Here is a 16701-nt window from a genome sequence, read left to right on the forward strand (position 1 = left end):
AAAAGCTCCCATCTTACAAGTTGTTACCTCTTATTATAAGACAGGAGCATATAGTTTTCAATTATGGTTTTTCTCTATCTAGATATAGCTCTAAACTATATTAGTAATGCATCAAGACCTTGTAATCGTAGTCTCCGATAGCTTCGCGGCCTTTGAGATCATCGAGCTCGATCAAGAAGGCACAACCTGCAACCACTCCACCGAGTTTTTCGATCATTTCGATGGTTGCTTTAACCGTACCACCTGTTGCCAAGAGGTCATCGACGATAAGGACGCGTTGACCTGGTTTGATAGCATCAGCATGCATGGTCAAGGTGTCAACACCGTATTCTTTTTCGTAGTCAGCTGAGATGACTTCACGTGGCAATTTGCCAGGTTTCCGAACAGGCGCAAAACCAATACCGAGCTCGAAAGCGACCGGACATCCAACGATGAATCCACGCGCTTCAGGGCCGACGATCATATCAATCTTCTTATCCGTCGCGTATTGAACGATTTCACGAATCGCATAACTATAAGCATTGCCATCTGCCATCAAAGGGCTGATATCACGGAAGGTAATTCCTTCTTGCGGATAGTTCTCAATGCTTGCAATGTAATCTTTTAAATTCATGGTTAACTTTCTTTCATAAAAAAATTTTTACATTCCATTATACCATGAATTCTACTAACGTGCATCATTTTTTACTAAATCATTTTCCCACCCTCCTACAAAGAAAACAAAATCCCACATCCAAAAAAGATGTGGGATTGGATTCGAAAAAATGTCTTACTTCTCTTCTAACAATTCATTGTACTGGATTTTCATATCGCCCAGATTTTTCATGGAATAACGAGAACTTCCATTTTTAAACCAGGTACCAAGGATGTATTGTTCGGCGACTTTCTTACTTTGGTCTCGAAGCCAAGTAAGGTCTTTGCCATAGGTAGCAAGTTTCTGTAAAAAATCACTTCCTTCAACTGTTTGATTATCCTCGTAAAGATACACTTTTTCTTGAATCAATGCTCTTTTTTTAGAATTGTATTTGAAGGTCATCCAAACGTATGCATTTTTGTTTAGATGGTATTCATACCATTAAACCCATTCAGAACTATCTCGAAACATCATGACGGATAGCTCTTCTTGACCACCAACGATTTTATCTGAATAGGGGTACATTTGAAATCCTTCATCCTCCTTCCAGATGCGATCACTCCCGATCGTTTCTGTAAAGGGCCTAAACATCACATAGCGCATCCAGCTGCCATTTTCAGCGTAGTTGATTTCTTCCATGGGATTTCTCAAACTCCAGTAGATCCCCAGCCAATAGAGGGCAAAAAGGAGGAAAGGGCTGAGCCAGAGAAATATTTTCTTTTTGTTCATTAAATCGATTCCGTTAAATAGTCATAAATTTCTTGCACAGATCCTAAAGCCATGAGTTCCTGGTCTTTGACCGTCTGCACCAAGTCCTGATAGATGGAACTAGAGGCAATCTCCTTCTTCTCCGCGTCCTTGTTGACCGTCATGATGCCATTTTCAATCTGGACAAAGCCCAACTCTTGGAAGATTTGGATCATCTTAATCAACAAAACTTGTGGAATCTTGAGGTAGTCAGATAGTTGGCTGAGCTTATGGCGAATATCAAACTCAGGGAACTGATACAGCGTTTTGTAGAGTTTGGCATACTGATCCCGACTACCATAGCCAGTCAAATAATAGGCCTTGTCTAGGTGATTTTTAAAATAGACCGCTTGGAAGCTCTGTTCTTGGAAGAGGGCTTTTAAGTCAGCCAGGTCATCCGGTATGCGATCGATGACAATGGCAGGAGAATCTTCCCCTTCTTCCAACTGACTAAAGAGGGGAATAGCTTGTGGGAGAGGAGCATTTTTCCCTCGGATATTATAGAGCTGTACTCCTTCTACACGGGCATCCACCACCATCAGTTGCAGGGTGGTCTGTCCATTCCACTGATTGACGGACAAGGATACCACCAACTCCAAGTTTTTCGCTTGGGAGTACTCCAATTCCAAATGGCCCTGACCAAAAGCCACCACATCAAAACGGGCATCGCCTTTTTGAATCTTCAACTTCAGATGGCTATTGCCGGCCCCCATAGTCCGGCTAGACTCAACTTGAAAATCACGAATGTAAAAGACTGGTTTCTTATGGTCCATCCCAAAAGGAGCGAGACGGTCGAAACTCTTCAAGGTATCCAAAGTCAGCTCTTCTAGGTCCAACTCCTCATCCACAAAGAGTGTGGATTTGGCCGTCAGGTCAATCCCTTTTTCTACAATATAGTCAGAAAAAATCTCGGTCAGACGAGGGAGCTTGTCAACTTCCAGAGTCATACCAGCTGCACCCGCATGGCCTCCAAAGGCGATAAAGAGATCACGATGGGGATCTAGGGCTTCAAAAATATGAACACTTTCAGGGCTACGTGCGCTCCCCTTGGCCTTGCCTTGGTCTATGGTGAGGACGATAATGGGCTGATGGAGCTCTTCAAGTAGTCGACCGGCCACGATCCCTAAGACACCTGGATTCCAGCCTTCCTTGGCCAAGATTTGGACGGGAAGACTTGGATCAACCATGGCTTTAGCTTCATCATAGATGGCTTGGACAATTTCCTTGCGCTCTTCATTCTTGGCTTGAATCATCAGCGCAATTTCTAGCGCTTCTTCGTCATCAAAACCTGTCAAGAGTTCAACCGCTGGATTTGGGTCATCTAAGCGCCCCAGCGCATTGAGACGAGGGGCAATCTGAAAACCAACTGTTTCTTCATTTACATCTTGAGGGGCGATGGAGGCCAGCTTGAGCATTTCCTGGAGGCCGATCCGTTGGGTTTGACGAAGGACACCAAGGCCATACTTGACTAGGATGCGGTTTTCATCTGTCAGACTGACCATATCCGCAATGGTCCCAATGGCCACCAAATCAAGGAAATCTAGGGGCACCTCTTCTAGGAGGGAACAAGCCAACTTAAAGGCAACCCCGCATCCTGCTAGGTGCTTGAAAGGATAGTCGGCATCTGGATGCTCGGGATGAATGATGGCATAGGCATCGGGCAAGACTTCTGGCATGGCATGGTGGTCTGTCACGATGACATCTACTCCCATGCTTTGGGCCAATTCAATGGCTTCGTGTCCAGCTACCCCATTGTCCACCGTGATGATGAGGGAAATCCCCTGCTGTTCGATAAAGTACTTGTAGACACTGGCATTGGGACCATACCCATCTGTAAAGCGGTTAGGCAGATAGACGGCTACTTCCGCCCCCATCTGCTCCAGGGTTTCCTTCATGATAGAAGCGGCCGTCATCCCGTCTGCATCATAGTCTCCGTAGATCAGGATCTGCTCATAATCTTCGATGGCCCGTCTGATGCGATCCACTGCCTTGTCCATATCGTGAAGCAGGTAGGGATCATGCAGATCTTCTAGCCGAGGTTCAAGAAAACGATCCAGCGCCTCTTCCGTCTGGATCCCTCGTTCTCCCAGTAACTTGGCTGCAGATGCTTCTAATCCTCTCTTCTTTGCTTGCGCCAAAAAAGTATCATCTGAAAAGGGCGCAGCAAATTGCCATTCATATTTTGACGTGATCATCTCGGTCCTTGTCTCCTGTTTTTCTTATCAGCATATTATAACATGAAAGCCGGGAATCCGGAAAATGAAAGCTAGCTTTGAATCAGTAGGGGTAAAATCTTTTATCCAAGGTCATAAAAATCAAGCTTAGTCCAGCTCCCAAACTGCCTCTGTTACAAGCCTTCTTCCTATTTTTTCTACCTTTTGATCTAACGATAATACTTCCCTATAAAAAAATCTTACTAAATTTTAGTATTTCGTTACAAATTACTTGACACTGCAAAGGATTGTAATATAATATAAGAGGCCTAAAATTATAGGGAAACAAAGCGATCGGTTTTTCAGCCGTCTTGGTTTGAAACTCTTGACTTTATGGCCCTTGGAGTTATTAATTCTGTGTGTGGAAAGGACAATCAGTTTTTTATTTTAAGATGTCACAGTCGACTTTCGCTTTTCTCTGGCTACAACGATGGTCTCTACCATTCAGTCCTAGCAGAAAAACCGTCATAAACATCTAGCCGACTTTTTGTCGGTATAGAACTGGACACGCTTAAAATGTGTGGAAAAAAAGTGATATACTTCCAAACCAGGAAAAAGGAATGGAGGAACAAGTGAAAACTTTCTATAAAAAATTATTCGCGTTTGTAGCAATGATTAGTGTAGTTGCTCTTGGCTTGTCAATCATTAAGCCAGTTTCTGCAGCAACTGTTACACCAACCATTACAAACCTTAAAGCAGATACATCTGGTCAAAAGGTCAATTTTTCTTTTGACTGGGACTTAACAGGTATTTCTGTTAAGGAAGGTGATACGTTTACTATCGACGCTCCAGAAGGTGTCAATATCACCAAACTTGCAACGGAGTCACTTCAAGCAAACGGTGCTGAAGTAGCTACCTTGTCGATGACAGACAAAAAGATTACTTTTACCTTTAAAAAAGCAATCGAATCCATGAACCAAAACGTTAAGGGTGGTTTCTCATACCAAGCAGTGTGGGATAGTACTCCAGGAAATCCTGGAAACAAAACCGCAACTTCTAAAGTTGGTTCAGAATCCGTTGTCATCACTCGTCCTGATGGACCTGGCGTATTTGAATCTGTTTTGAACAAGTACAACCTTACTGGTGACTATGTATCTAAAGAATTCAAACTCGATGCATCAGAAAACTATGCATGGATGAACGTTGGCGATGACTACTACCTTACAAAATGGTTCATCCGTATCAATGGCGATGGTAAAAAACAAGCCATCACAAATCCTGTTGTATCAGATAAAATCCAAGCTTCAGCTGTAGATTACTCAAAAATCACTTTTAAAACACCTGCTAATCACGCTGCAAGTGAATTCTTCGTTGGAACTTACTTGAAACCATCCTTCACATTAAGAAAAGGTGGACAAGTGGTTGCTTCCGGATGGGACTTCTGGCAACATGTGACATTTGATCCAGACGGTAATGGATTTACTGTGAACTTATCAGATGTCAGTGATGTCTTTAAAACAGCTTCAGATGAAGAAATCATTGTTGAATACCAAACAATCATTCCTAAAACAACTATCCGTGTTGATAACAACGCTACCTTGAAAGCTGACGAAATCACAACACCTCAAACAGACCCAGCATTCTGGAACAATACAGAGTTGAAATTCTGGGTATCTGGTGATACAACTGTGACAGTTCAGAAAGAGTGGGTTGGTGACGAAGAAGCTGACCGTAAAGATATCACTGTTCAATTGTATGCTGACGGCAAAGCTTTAGAAGGAATGACACAAACTCTTACAAAAGCTTCTGGTTGGCAAGCAGCATTTACGAAATTGCCAGGTATCAAAGACGGTAAGAAGATTGAGTACTCAGTAGTGGAAACAAATACACCTGAAGGTTACACTTCTAAAGTTGAAAAAATTGATGATGCAAACGTGATTAAGGTCGTCAACACATCAAACAAACCAACTACAACGACTACAACAACCACTACTACTACAACCACTACTACAACAACTACTACGCCTGGTGAGCCTAAGACTACAGTAACTACTACGCCTGATGAGCCTAAGACTACAGTAACTACTACGCCTGGAACACCACCTACACCACCTACACCATCTACACCATCTACAACACCTGAAGGACCTACTACAACACCTAGTACAACACCTAAAGGACCTAAAAAGAATGGTTCTACTACCACTACACCTGAAAATCCAACTGGACCGAACGCTGGAGGCAATGGTGGCGGACGTAAGAAACTTCTTCCAAGTACAGGTGAAGTTGTCGCAACAGGTCTTGTTCTTACAGGAGTATTGGTCTTGGCCGGTGCCGTTGTATTGAAACGTAAAATGACTGATAACTAATTCAGTTCAGAAAACTACTATTAGCTTGCACTAGCTCCACCTCCTAGTCACTAATAGCACGAGAGAGAATCACATTCTCTCTCTTTTTTATGGACCTATGACGATAGAATAAACTAGAAAACCAAGTCCTACCTCATTCTCATTTTTCTGTCCTAGAGGTTATATAAAAGAGCCTGTGAAAACTTCACTAGGCTCTTTTGTATCTTCACTTATATTCCAGTCTATTTCATATATGGGAATGTTTCTATTATTTTCTTCCTTAATTTTTCATTTTCTATCTTTTCAATATTGAGGACCTTTTGAAATTGGAGCACATCTTGAATCACATGTTCTTGCCCATCTTTTGAAAACTCGGCGGGAATGGTTAAATTTTTAAAAAGATCTCTCCTTATGTATCCTTCTGGTGTTTCTTCGTAAAATATATTCATAAGAGCCAACTCAAAATTAGTACTGTTTTTTTGAGGCTGAGATTTGAAGTATTGAAGAAATTCTTCTTTATTCTGAACAAGGTGCTCTTGCCCATCTATTGAATAATCAGCAGGAAGCGTGAAATCTTCAACAAATGAATTATAGGGACTTGTTAGTAATTCTAAAAAGGAGAGACGAAACTCTACATCTTCCTCGCCTAAGAAATACAAAACGGAGCGATAGTGATTTTTCAACATCTGATAGGCCTTTGGATAGGCTGCTGCTAGAGATATTTTGTATCTTTCAGTCTCCCTAAAACTTTCATTAAACCTAAGTTGTAATCCTCTAGAAATATAGTCATTTCCTCCGAAACCAGATAATCTCGTTTTTGGCATAAGAGCGAATGGATGTCTATTCTCAAGTCTCTGTTTTGACTCCGTTTTAACTTCTTCAACACTTTTACCAGAGGAACTCTTTTTAGATATTTTTCCTGTTTTTGCATCAATCAGCCCCACTCAACCGGATACTGTGAAGTCTCGTTAAACCCCTCCGTAACAACTTTCATAGTTCCATTTTCAATCACTGCTTTTGATTCCTTGGGTGCTAACATAGTAATAATAAAGTAGGCTTCATTATCCTCTGTTTCATATATTTCTCCTGAAATATCGAGTGGGATATATTTCTTATTATAGTCACGCACCATTTTAAAGACATCATAGGTTTTAGGTTTTAGTTTTCGATCCTTCGTGTCGTATACATCAATCAACCAATACTCCCCTTCTTTGGGCTCATTATAGCTTAGATAAGGCGCCGAATCTGGTGCAGTACGATAGCGTGAAAACTTATCACTACTCGCTTTTAACTTATAGCTTTCTTGCATGATATAGCGCTCACCACTTGCACCATCATGTGTATTAAGTTGGTACGCAAATTCTGGTTTACCTTTATTCACTTCTTCAATTAATTCTCTCTCATCACCATCGTCCCATTCGATAACTAGTGCTTCCCCGTTATGAATAAATTCATAGTCCTTAATTACTGGCCTCGGTTTCCATTGAACATACTGACGCAATTCTCTTATACGAATTTGTTCTTTGATAGAAGAGATCGATCCAACCACCACGACGAATAAAGTAAATAAAAACAACTTTGACTTAAATAACTTGGGCATAAACAACTCCTCCTATTCACTAGCTCCTACAAACTATTTTACCATGATTCTTATAAAGTGTCAGTGGTTGAAAAAAGGAATTCTATTCTTGGAAATCCTTGCATTATGTGAATACTGTCTGATAGAAAAACTCAAAGTATACAAACATCCGACTAAACCTACTCCTCTAGTCCATCAATTCCTTGCTAGAAGTATCCCTTATTTTTGAATGACCCATTTCGTGTCACCATAAACGACTCTAAAAGGTCCATCCCCATCTGTTAAATAGTTATTTTTATAGTTAGCTGACTCCCCCGCCTCAAGGACCGTTGGCTGGACGTCATTTAAAGTATTATTCAGCATATAAGCAGATTTTCCTTGGCCATCATAGAGTTCGACATTGAAATAATTCGAGGTATTTGAAACGGTTAGATGAGTTGGATTTGATATGGTTACTTTTCCATGAAGATCATTTTTGTTACACACTTCTGTGACAACCTCTTTGGCTTTTTGTAGTCACTAGGTGTCATGCACTTACAGCTAGTGACTACAAAGGCAAGAAAGAAAAAGCAGAAACCCCACCAATAGTTTGGAATAGTTGGATTTCATAACCTAACCTCCTTATGAAATTTACAAAATGCGTGTTCTCATTTTAGTTCTGATCGGAACTCTCTTTGAAATATTTGAAAAACTCTTCTTTATTCTTTACAACATGCTCTTGACCATCTTTTGAATATTCTGCTGGAATCCTGTAATTGTAAAATAATTTTGAAGTATCCGAACCTCCCATTGGATAGAACAGCTCTAGAATAGATATATCAAAGTTGAGATCTTCTGTTCCAAGAAAGTATAGGTAGGCTTCCTCACCCTTTTCATAGTCTCCATCTGTTCTTTCATTATGCCCCTTACTTAAAATAGAATAGACTTTCGGGTAAGTAGACTTTAATGGAATCGACTCGTTTTCATAATCTTTTATTTTATATCTTAAACGTGAATCAGAAAAAGAGATTTTCGAATCAAAATTATAATTAGGATTAGGATTAGATTCAAAGGGATGAGTTACTTTATAGTTTTTTTCATCATCATCTCGAAGTTGATCATACTCTTTTCCTGATGATGTTGTAAGTGAAATCTTTCCTGTTTTAACATTCATTAAGCCGACTTGGGTATTGTATTCCGTCTCCACATGAATGTCTCCTGGATCAAACACATATTTAACTTTCGATCCTACTAAAATACCGATAGAAAGATAGGTTTCTTGATCATCCTTATCATAATATAAAGAGCCAGTATTTGTAGCCAATGGAAGATAATCTTTATTGAGATCTCTTACAATTTTGAACATATCAAATGTTTTCTTTTTTATTCTATTATCTGAAGTGTCGTAAATATCAATAAGCCAGTATTCTCCTTTTTCCGGTTGCTTACTCCTATTATTGATACTATCGATACCAGAACCACCGAGAGTTTTATACTTTCTATAACGCCCAGGAGTCCAAGCATCTGTTTTTAACTTGTAGCTTACTTGTGCAATATAATTTCCACGATGACTTCCCTCTATAGGTCTCTCTACACTAATTTCCCTATCGTAATCTTGTGCCTCTAGAGCCTCAGCTAATTCTTTTTGAGTTTCCCATTGGATTGCAACTGCTTTTCCATCTCCTATAAATTGAGATTCAACCAGTTTAGGACGAGGTTTCCAACTGATAAATTGTGTCAGTTCCCGTTTATGAAGTTCATGCTGTATTTGCAATCCCCCGATTAGTAGGATAAAAATCAACAATAGATAAAACTTAAATGATTTCAAAATCTTCTTCATTCCATGGCCTCCTAATCTCACACTCATTTTACCATCAATCCCCTCTTTTGTCAGTCAAATATATAATAGAGAGTGGGACAGAAATCGGTAATTCGTTAGAATTCGATTTCGTCGTCCCACCTCCGCACAGTTGAGTAGGGCTGTAAAAGCTGATGAAATCAGCGTAATAGAGCCCACTCAACCACTGCGTCTTGCTCGATAATCCAAAGACAATGGAGAGGCTAGGACTTTTGTCCCAGCCTCCATTTAAGTAGCATTATAAAAATAGATTTATTAAATCTTATTAGGATACCCAAGAAGTCTCATTTTAGTTTTGATCCTCTAGTTCATCCTTTTGATCTTCATAAAAAACAACTTTCCCATCTTTCACTTTGAAGGAGTAACTGAGCGTGTCTTCCGAATCATCTTTATGATTGGAATAGTAGAAACTATAGGAACCATTCGGTAGTTTGCTCGCATCTAGCTTTTTAGCTGCTTCTTCTAGGTCTTGCTCCTTAACGGACACGGCATCATCTACATAAATGGTCATACGGATTAACTCCTGATCGATCAAGGTTTGAAAAGGAATTTGATAGTAGCCGGCAAAGTCTTTTTTCCCTTCTTTGAGATTTTGTCTTGCAATGCTATCCAGGATTTCCTCTTTTTCTTCCTGATAAAAGTTACTTAAAAAGATAGAGAATTCAATTGGAAGGCCGAGAGATTGCTTCTTTATTTCCTTCTCTAGTTTTTCCTCGATATTTTTTATGGATTTCTGCTCTAAAAACACTTTCTTATAGTCTGGAAGAAAAATAATAGATGAACTTGACCAGTCATCATGAAAAGTTGTTTCATTTTCCAATCGTACCGTTTGATCATCGTAGGTTTTCTCAGAGTAGGTGTAGCTTACATGATAAGTTGGGAATTCTAGGGCAGTCCAAGATAACTTGGTGATGGTTACTTTTCCATGAAGACCAGCTTGAGCAAGCTCACTGCTAACAACTTCTTTAGCCTTTTTGTAATCACTCGATGTCATGATCTTACAACTGGTTAGAACCATCGTTAAGAATAAAATGGGAACTAGGAGTAAAAGGGAATAACCTTTGTTTTTCATAGGTCTACCTCCAAAAATAGAAAATTTCCAAAAGTTAGATAGAGGACTATATAGGATGAAAGATTCTCACAAGTTGAATTACTCATCAACGTATTTATTTATCTAGCTCTATTCTACCATTATTTACAAGGAATGTCAGGAAAAACAAGAAAAGAGGCTGGGACAAAAGTCCTAGCCTATTAATTGTTTTTGGATTGTCGAGCAAGACGCAGTGGTTGAGTGGGCTCTACTACGCTGGTTTCATCAGCTTTTACAGCCCTACTCAACTGTGCGGAGGTGGGACGACGAAATCGAATTCTAACGAATTACCGATTTCTGTCCCACTCTCTCTCCGTCAATTACTATAAATCATCCCTGTACAGGCTTGCTCTGAAAGTTCAACAAAGCCCAGGGATTGGTAAAAGGCAAGATTCTTCTCGCTCCGTTCAGTGGCGAGGAGTCGTTGGTAGACAGTGGGAAAGGTCGCTAAAGCCTCTTTTAAGAGTTTCCTTCCGATACCTTGGCGCTGGTGATCTGGTCGTACCAGGAGGTCCTGCACAAAAATGACTGAGTGACCATCTCCTACCAAGCGGATGTAGGCAACGAGCTCTTTCTCATCATAGACGGCCAACTGCCAGAGACTGGCTTTGACAGCTTCTGCTAGCATAGATGGGTTCTTGGTATAATTGGTCCAGCCGACCGAGCTGTAAAGTGCGACTAAGTCTGCCATCGCTGGAATCTCTTGTTTGTACTCTAACATCTTAACTCCTTTTTAAGGTATAGTGCTGGAAGAAGGCTATATCCCGATAAGGGGACTCCTGACAAACGGCCAGCTCCATCTGAAGCATGGACTCTCGCCAGCCTTCTTGGCCTTTGAAGCGATTGTCCTGCAAGGAATAAAAGACACGAATTCCCTGGTAGTCCTGTACTTCGAGGGTTAGATCTTCTACTACTGCACCGAGATCATAGGCCTGTGCCAAGCCCATGGAGTGGGTTTCCAGATTTTGGCCGGCTAAGAGATCAAGCGCCTTCTGAGTATCATTTTCAAAGACGACAGTCTGTAGGACGCGCCCAACTTCATTGTGCTTGACAATGGAGAGCAGGCCACCTGGTTTCAAGAGCCGGGTGAATGCCTTGAGGACAGCCTCGCGATTCCCTACATACTCCAAGACATTGTGGCAGAGGATGACCTCAAAGCTGGCATCTTCAAGACTTGCCAACTGATCCAGACTTCCGACCAGTTGCTGGTAGGGATGGTCTTGGTCCCGCAAGGCCAACATTTCTTCATTTGGTTCCACAGCAAGGACCTCATTGTCTTTCGCTAGGTGGTTGGCCACCAGTCCAAAGCCACTGCCAAAATCAAGCACCCGTTTTCTCTTGATGTCTTTTAATTGAGCAAAAAGAATATCATAATAGATCTGTCCCCAGGGTTGCCGGAGGTTTTCTAAATAAGCTTGAATATTTGCTGCCATCTGGCTCCTCCTATTTGTAATTGAACATTTTGCTGGCTAGCTTGTCCGAGATACGAGGGAAAAGGGTATAGAGCTTGTGGGTCAGGTTCAAGAGCCAAGGCAAATTGAGCTCACGTTTTGCTTTTCCAAAGTGTTTGACAATCTTCTTAGCCACGAAGTCTGGTTCCAAAATATAACGGTCTACAGCCTTGACATAGCTTCCATCGGGGTCTGCCTGGTCAAAGAAAGCGGTCCGAATAGGGCCTGGATTGACCGTCGTCACATGGACACCAAAGGGCATGAGTTCCAACCGCAAGGCGTTAGAAAAACCAATGGCCGCAAATTTGGTCGCCGAATAAAGGCTGGATTTGGCAGTTGCGACGAGACCCGCCATGCTGACGATATTGACGATGTGACCCTTACCTGCTTCCTTCATGCGGGCACCAATTAAGCGTGAGAGATTCATCAGGGCAAAGGTATTGACTTCAAACATGGCATGGATCTGCTCATTGGTAATCTTGTCAAACTCTTCAAAGATCCCATAGCCTGCATTGTTGACCAAGACATCAATCTGCCCATAGCGCTGATAGAGGTCTTCTACCAAGTCTTGGACAGCTGAGGAATCCGTGATATCGATCCCAATGCATACTTTCTTAGGATGTTCAGCATAGACTTGTTCCAGTTTTTCTTGATTTCTGCCTAAGAGAATAAGCCGGTCCTCAGGAAGGAGCTTGACCATTTCCTGGGCTAAGCCTCCACTCGCTCCTGTGATGATGATAGTTCGCATCTTAGATCTCCACTTCTTCCAAGTCCTTGACCACATGGACCTTCTCAAACACAGTCGCGGCATCCTTGCGCAATTGACTGACGTCCTTGGAGAGGAAGCGGGCACTGATATGGTTGAGTAGAAGGCGTTTGGTTCCTGCTTCACGCGCCACTTCTGCCGCCTGCATATTGGTCGAGTGGCCATGCTTACGAGCAATCTTCTCATCGCCCTTGCCATAGGTAGACTCATGCACGAGAACATCTGCATTAACGGCAAGTCTGACGCTGGCATTGGTCTTCCGGGTATCGCCCAGGATGGTGATGATCTTACCAGGTCGAGGGGCGGAGATATAATCCGCAGCAATGATCTTGGTGCCATCTTCCAGGGTAACATCTTGGCCATTTTTGACCTGGCCAAAAAGTGGTCCAAATGGAACCCCTGCTGCCTTGAGCTTGTCTGCGTCGAGGGTCCCTTCCAAATCTTTCTGCATGACCCGGTAGCCGACACAGAAAATGGTGTGATCCAAGGCGTCGGCATAGACCGTGAACTTATCGGTCTCCATGATTTTCCCAAGTGAACCTTCATCGAACTCATGAAAATGGATCTTGTAAGGCAGGCGTGAACCGGAAACTCGAAGGCTGGTCAAGACAAAGGATTTGATCCCAACCGGTCCATAAATCTCTAGATCCGTCTGCTCTTCATTGGCCTGAAAGGCGCGGCTAGAGAGGAAACCTGGCAAGCCAAAGATATGGTCCCCGTGTAAGTGGGTGATAAAGATCTTGCTAACTTTTCGAGGACGGATGCTGGTTTCTAAGATTTGATTTTGTGTCCCTTCTCCACAGTCAAAGAGCCAAACTTCATTGATCTCATCCAAGAGTTTGAGCGCTAGACTTGAGACATTACGAGATTTGGACGGCTGGCCCGCACCCGTTCCTAAAAATTGAATTTCCATTGTATTCTTTCTAACTAATATAGATCATAGCAGTCCGATTCTTCGATCGAACGGCGATTTTTCCTGGGTAGGCCCTAGCTAATTGAGCCAATTCGTCCTGGTTGTAGCCAGTCAGGCGGATGCTCCCATCTGCCAACTCTTCAAGATTAGATAGAGGTGACAACTCCTTGGTATCCACCACCTCTTGATCCGTAACATGACGCATCAAGATGAAGCCTTCCTCATCATATACCAGGTAGTGAGGGAAGATTTGCGCAATCTCAAACAAGAGGTCCATGCTGATGGCTTCTGCTTGCTGGGCAAAGACTTGAGCTAATCCCTTTTCTCGGTAGCAAAAGCCATAGGCCTTGCCAGAGAGATTGAGACGGACAAAGGGTTTGTCCTCCTCGAAGCTGGGACTGGTCTGATAGAGATCAAAGACCTCAGTGACTTGTTCATAGTAGTCTGTTGCTGCATCGGGGCTCTTCTTTTGGTAAAGCTCAGCGAAGTAGGCATTGATTACACTGGGCGGTGGCGTGATAAACTGGAGCTTTTGCTCTTCTGTCAATCCCGCTAAGACCCGCTCCAAATAGACCTTGTCTAGACTGGTATAGCCCCCATAGCTGAGAGCGATATTAAGATAATCCATGATGATAAAACTCCTCTAGTCTCCATGCATTTTTAGGGGCGATGTAGCCTGTTATGACCTCACCAGTCTCCTCATAGGAACGCTCAGCCAATATGGCAATGGTCTCCAATTCATGGATGCGGTAGGCTTGATCAAAAGGAACCTGAATCGTAAAGGGATGGAAGAGCTCCTGCATCTTTTCAAGTAGAATGTCATGCAGTTTAGTCCGACTATCGGGATCCTTGGCCGAAACCAGGCGATAAGGTGTCTGAGTCGGAGTAAAGTCCGCGACTTTATCAGCTTTATTGTAGAGAGTTAAGCGTGGAATCTCCAGCATCTCCAAATCCTTCATAATCTGAAGAACTGTCTTTTCATGCTCTTCATGGTTGGGATCAGAGGCATCGATGACATGGACCAAGAGATCCACATTCTTGCTTTCTTCCAGGGTCGACTTAAAACTGGTCACCAACTCTGTCGGTAAGTCCTGAATAAAGCCGACTGTATCTGTCAGAGTTACTTGTAGATTGCCTGTTAGATGAATACTCTTGGTGGTCGCATCCAAGGTCGCAAAGAGTTCATCTGCCTCGTATTGGGTCTTACTGGTCAAGGCATTCATAATGGTTGATTTGCCGGCATTGGTATAGCCAATCAAGCCAATCTTAAAGATGGGGGATTCTAGGCGTTTTTCCCGTACCACTTCACGGTTCTTCTCGACCACCTTGAGTTGACGCTCGATATCGGTGATTTGATTGCGGACACTCCGGCGGTTCAACTCCAGCTGACTTTCTCCCGGTCCACGGGAACCAATCCCCCCGGCCTGACGGCTGAGCATGATCCCTTGACCCACGAGACGGGGCAAGAGGTACTTGAGCTGGGCCAGATGAACCTGGAGCTTACCTTCGTGGCTTCGTGCCCGCATGGCAAAGATATCCAAAATCAACTGCATCCGGTCGATGACCTTTACACCTAAGATTTCTTCTAAATTCACATTCTGGCGAGGGGTCAAACGGTTGTTAACGACAACTGTCGAAACCTCATCTGCATCGACCATTTGGGCAATCTCTTCTAGCTTTCCAGAGCCGACAAAAGTCTTGCTATCGTACTTTTCTCTCTTTTGGGTGTAGATCCCTACGACTTCTGCTCCGGCTGTCTTGGCTAGACTGGCCAACTCCTCCATGGACATGTCAAAGTTCTCCATACCTTGGAGCTCGACACCAACAATGAGGACCCGCTCCTGTTTTTTCTCAGTTTCTATCATCTAAAAATCTTTCTATATTTTGAAGAACCCGCTCCTTGAAGCCTTCTTCTCCAATCTGGTAAAAATGAACTGTCATCCGATTGCGAAACCAAGTCAACTGGCGCTTGGCAAAACGGCGCGTATTTTGCTTGAGCTGTTCAAGAGCCTCTTCTAAACTTTGCCCCCCCTTGAAATAAGGAAAGAGCTCCTTGTAGCCAATCCCTTTCGCAGCCTGAACCTCAGGATGGTTGTCATAGAGCCACTGGGCTTCTTCTAACAAGCCCTGCTCAACCATGAGATCCACCCGTCGATTGATGCGGTCATACAAGGCTTGGCGATCATCGTCTAGACAAATGATATAGGGTTCATAGGCTGGAGCTTGATTTTCCAAGTCCTGACCGAAATGGGAGATTTCCAAGGCCCGCATTGCTCGTCTACGATTGATCTGCGGAATTTCAATTCCCTCTTTTGCTACTCGATCAAACAGTTCTTCATCAGTGAGAGGGGACAAGGACTCCCGATAGGCTAGAATGTCCTCGTGGGCAACATCCCCTCCTAGGTGATAGCCTTCTAAGAGACTCTGGACATAGAGGCCTGTCCCTCCAGCAATAATAGGAAGGTGGCCTCGTTCTTGAATCTCCTCGATGGCTTGGCTGGCTTCTGTCACAAAATCGTAGGCTGAGTAAGTATCTGTCACCTCGCGGACATCGATCAGATGATGGGGAGCTGCTGCCTGCTCTTCTGGACTAGCCTTGGCCGTTCCAATATCTAGGGTGCGGTAGACCTGCTGGCTATCTCCGCTGATGACCTCCCCCTGAAAGCGCTGGGCCACCTCGATAGCGAGGGCTGTTTTCCCAACAGCGGTCGGTCCCACTATCACAATTATCTTGTTTTTCATCGTTTTTCCTTGCAAAAATCGCATTTTTTCGTTACCATATATTATAACATAAAAATTTAAAGTTCTAAAAAGGAGAAATTCTCATGGCTAAAGGATTTGGTAAAGGTTTTGTTACTGGTGTTGCTGGTACAGTTGCTGCTGTAGCAGGTGCAGTTTACACATTCAAGAAAAAAGTAATCGAGCCTGAAGAACAAAAAGCAGCTTTCATCGAAGAAAACCGCAAAAAAGCAGCACGTCGTCGTGTATCACACTAATCAAAAGAAAAAACTCCGGGAAACCGGAGTTTTTTTTGTGAATGTAGACAAACTATTTTTACATTACTAGCTAGATAATTTTTTCAAAAAAGTTATTTATTATTTAAGATTTTAAGCAAGTCAAAAACTTTCCGCTGTGAGAAAAGTGCTAGAAACACGATTGTTTCTAGCACACGGGAGTTTTGGA

Annotated in this window: 16 protein-coding genes and 1 pseudogene; 2 read left to right on the plus strand and 15 right to left on the minus strand. The window is 42.7% G+C overall.

All coding sequences use genetic code 11. From position 1 onward, the window contains the following. Positions 1–100: 100 nt before the first annotated feature. The 3 genes and pseudogenes from EAI95_RS03020 to recJ form a co-directional block, all read right to left on the minus strand. Positions 101–613 (minus strand): adenine phosphoribosyltransferase, encoded by a 513-nt coding sequence (locus EAI95_RS03020; protein WP_003002788.1) that lies wholly within the window; start codon positions 611–613, stop codon positions 101–103. A gap of 156 nt (positions 614–769) precedes the next feature. Next, positions 770–1363 (minus strand): annotated as a pseudogene (locus EAI95_RS03025) (TipC family immunity protein). Then, positions 1363–3576: a single-stranded-DNA-specific exonuclease RecJ gene (gene recJ / locus EAI95_RS03030; RefSeq protein ID WP_129822149.1), complete on the minus strand. Its 2214-nt coding sequence runs from the start codon at positions 3574–3576 to the stop codon at positions 1363–1365. Before recJ ends, EAI95_RS03025 begins: the two are co-directional and overlap by 1 nt. Positions 3577–4154: 578 nt before the next feature. On the opposite strand from recJ, the gene EAI95_RS03035 reads away from it, so the two are divergent. After that, positions 4155–5903 (plus strand): Cna B-type domain-containing protein, encoded by a 1749-nt coding sequence (locus EAI95_RS03035; protein WP_155223219.1) that lies wholly within the window; start codon positions 4155–4157, stop codon positions 5901–5903. A 221-nt stretch (positions 5904–6124) separates the two neighbouring features. Here the strand turns inward: EAI95_RS03035 and EAI95_RS03040 are convergent, their stop codons facing one another. From EAI95_RS03040 to miaA, 12 genes are all read right to left on the minus strand, one after another. Continuing rightward, positions 6125–6826, minus strand: coding sequence for a hypothetical protein (locus tag EAI95_RS03040; RefSeq protein ID WP_129822150.1), 702 nt, complete (start codon positions 6824–6826; stop codon positions 6125–6127). After that, positions 6817–7482 (minus strand): hypothetical protein, encoded by a 666-nt coding sequence (locus EAI95_RS03045; protein WP_129822151.1) that lies wholly within the window; start codon positions 7480–7482, stop codon positions 6817–6819. The genes EAI95_RS03040 and EAI95_RS03045 overlap by 10 nt, the downstream gene beginning before the upstream one ends. A gap of 198 nt (positions 7483–7680) precedes the next feature. Then, complete coding sequence (locus EAI95_RS03050; RefSeq protein ID WP_129822152.1) at positions 7681–7947, minus strand: hypothetical protein; 267 nt, start codon at positions 7945–7947, stop codon at positions 7681–7683. Between the two features lie 166 nt (positions 7948–8113). Further along, on the minus strand, positions 8114–9280 hold the full coding sequence (locus EAI95_RS03055) for a hypothetical protein (protein ID WP_129822153.1): 1167 nt from the start codon (positions 9278–9280) through the stop codon (positions 8114–8116). A gap of 307 nt (positions 9281–9587) precedes the next feature. Beyond that, on the minus strand, positions 9588–10370 hold the full coding sequence (locus EAI95_RS09960) for a hypothetical protein (protein ID WP_155223221.1): 783 nt from the start codon (positions 10368–10370) through the stop codon (positions 9588–9590). Between the two features lie 334 nt (positions 10371–10704). Further along, a complete protein-coding gene (locus EAI95_RS03070) occupies positions 10705–11109 on the minus strand; it encodes a GNAT family N-acetyltransferase (RefSeq protein ID WP_048717338.1) in 405 nt (134 codons plus the stop codon). Position 11110: 1 nt separating this feature from the next. Continuing rightward, entirely contained in the window at positions 11111–11821 is a 711-nt protein-coding gene (locus EAI95_RS03075; RefSeq protein ID WP_048717336.1) for a class I SAM-dependent methyltransferase, read from the minus strand. Positions 11822–11831: 10 nt separating this feature from the next. Further along, positions 11832–12587 carry an SDR family oxidoreductase gene (locus tag EAI95_RS03080; RefSeq protein ID WP_048717334.1) on the minus strand — a complete coding sequence of 252 codons (756 nt, stop codon included), beginning with the start codon at positions 12585–12587 and terminating at the stop codon, positions 11832–11834. 1 nt (position 12588) lies between these two features. Continuing rightward, complete coding sequence (rnz, locus tag EAI95_RS03085) at positions 12589–13518, minus strand: ribonuclease Z (protein ID WP_048717333.1); 930 nt, start codon at positions 13516–13518, stop codon at positions 12589–12591. A gap of 10 nt (positions 13519–13528) precedes the next feature. Beyond that, the gene (locus EAI95_RS03090) at positions 13529–14146 is read right to left on the minus strand and encodes a cystathionine beta-lyase (RefSeq protein WP_129822155.1); all 618 of its coding nucleotides are present in this window, start codon (positions 14144–14146) and stop codon (positions 13529–13531) included. Continuing rightward, positions 14133–15383 carry a GTPase HflX gene (gene hflX, locus EAI95_RS03095; RefSeq protein WP_129822156.1) on the minus strand — a complete coding sequence of 417 codons (1251 nt, stop codon included), beginning with the start codon at positions 15381–15383 and terminating at the stop codon, positions 14133–14135. The genes EAI95_RS03090 and hflX overlap by 14 nt, the downstream gene beginning before the upstream one ends. Beyond that, positions 15370–16260, minus strand: coding sequence for a tRNA (adenosine(37)-N6)-dimethylallyltransferase MiaA (gene miaA / locus EAI95_RS03100; RefSeq protein WP_048717327.1), 891 nt, complete (start codon positions 16258–16260; stop codon positions 15370–15372). The genes hflX and miaA overlap by 14 nt, the downstream gene beginning before the upstream one ends. 83 nt (positions 16261–16343) lie before the next feature. On the opposite strand from miaA, the gene EAI95_RS03105 reads away from it, so the two are divergent. Continuing rightward, positions 16344–16514 carry a DUF3042 family protein gene (locus EAI95_RS03105; protein WP_003002781.1) on the plus strand — a complete coding sequence of 57 codons (171 nt, stop codon included), beginning with the start codon at positions 16344–16346 and terminating at the stop codon, positions 16512–16514. The last annotated feature ends 187 nt before the right edge of the window (positions 16515–16701 follow it).

It is taken from the genome of Streptococcus sp. bf_0095 (genome assembly GCF_004166885.1).
Lineage (GTDB): Bacteria > Bacillota > Bacilli > Lactobacillales > Streptococcaceae > Streptococcus.

Excerpts from the sequence above, each read along its gene's own strand:
- EAI95_RS03020 (WP_003002788.1), bottom strand. The coding sequence starts at position 613 with ATGAATTTAAAAGATTACATTGCAAGCATTGAGAACTATCCGCAAGAA.
- recJ (WP_129822149.1), bottom strand. The coding sequence starts at position 3,576 with ATGATCACGTCAAAATATGAATGGCAATTTGCTGCGCCCTTTTCAGAT.
- EAI95_RS03035 (WP_155223219.1), top strand. The coding sequence starts at position 4,155 with ATGGAGGAACAAGTGAAAACTTTCTATAAAAAATTATTCGCGTTTGTA.
- EAI95_RS03045 (WP_129822151.1), bottom strand. The coding sequence starts at position 7,482 with ATGCCCAAGTTATTTAAGTCAAAGTTGTTTTTATTTACTTTATTCGTC.
- EAI95_RS03055 (WP_129822153.1), bottom strand. The coding sequence starts at position 9,280 with ATGAAGAAGATTTTGAAATCATTTAAGTTTTATCTATTGTTGATTTTT.
- EAI95_RS09960 (WP_155223221.1), bottom strand. The coding sequence starts at position 10,370 with ATGAAAAACAAAGGTTATTCCCTTTTACTCCTAGTTCCCATTTTATTC.
- EAI95_RS03070 (WP_048717338.1), bottom strand. The coding sequence starts at position 11,109 with ATGTTAGAGTACAAACAAGAGATTCCAGCGATGGCAGACTTAGTCGCA.
- EAI95_RS03075 (WP_048717336.1), bottom strand. The coding sequence starts at position 11,821 with ATGGCAGCAAATATTCAAGCTTATTTAGAAAACCTCCGGCAACCCTGG.
- EAI95_RS03080 (WP_048717334.1), bottom strand. The coding sequence starts at position 12,587 with ATGCGAACTATCATCATCACAGGAGCGAGTGGAGGCTTAGCCCAGGAA.
- rnz (WP_048717333.1), bottom strand. The coding sequence starts at position 13,518 with ATGGAAATTCAATTTTTAGGAACGGGTGCGGGCCAGCCGTCCAAATCT.
- EAI95_RS03090 (WP_129822155.1), bottom strand. The coding sequence starts at position 14,146 with ATGGATTATCTTAATATCGCTCTCAGCTATGGGGGCTATACCAGTCTA.
- hflX (WP_129822156.1), bottom strand. The coding sequence starts at position 15,383 with ATGATAGAAACTGAGAAAAAACAGGAGCGGGTCCTCATTGTTGGTGTC.
- miaA (WP_048717327.1), bottom strand. The coding sequence starts at position 16,260 with ATGAAAAACAAGATAATTGTGATAGTGGGACCGACCGCTGTTGGGAAA.
- EAI95_RS03105 (WP_003002781.1), top strand. The coding sequence starts at position 16,344 with ATGGCTAAAGGATTTGGTAAAGGTTTTGTTACTGGTGTTGCTGGTACA.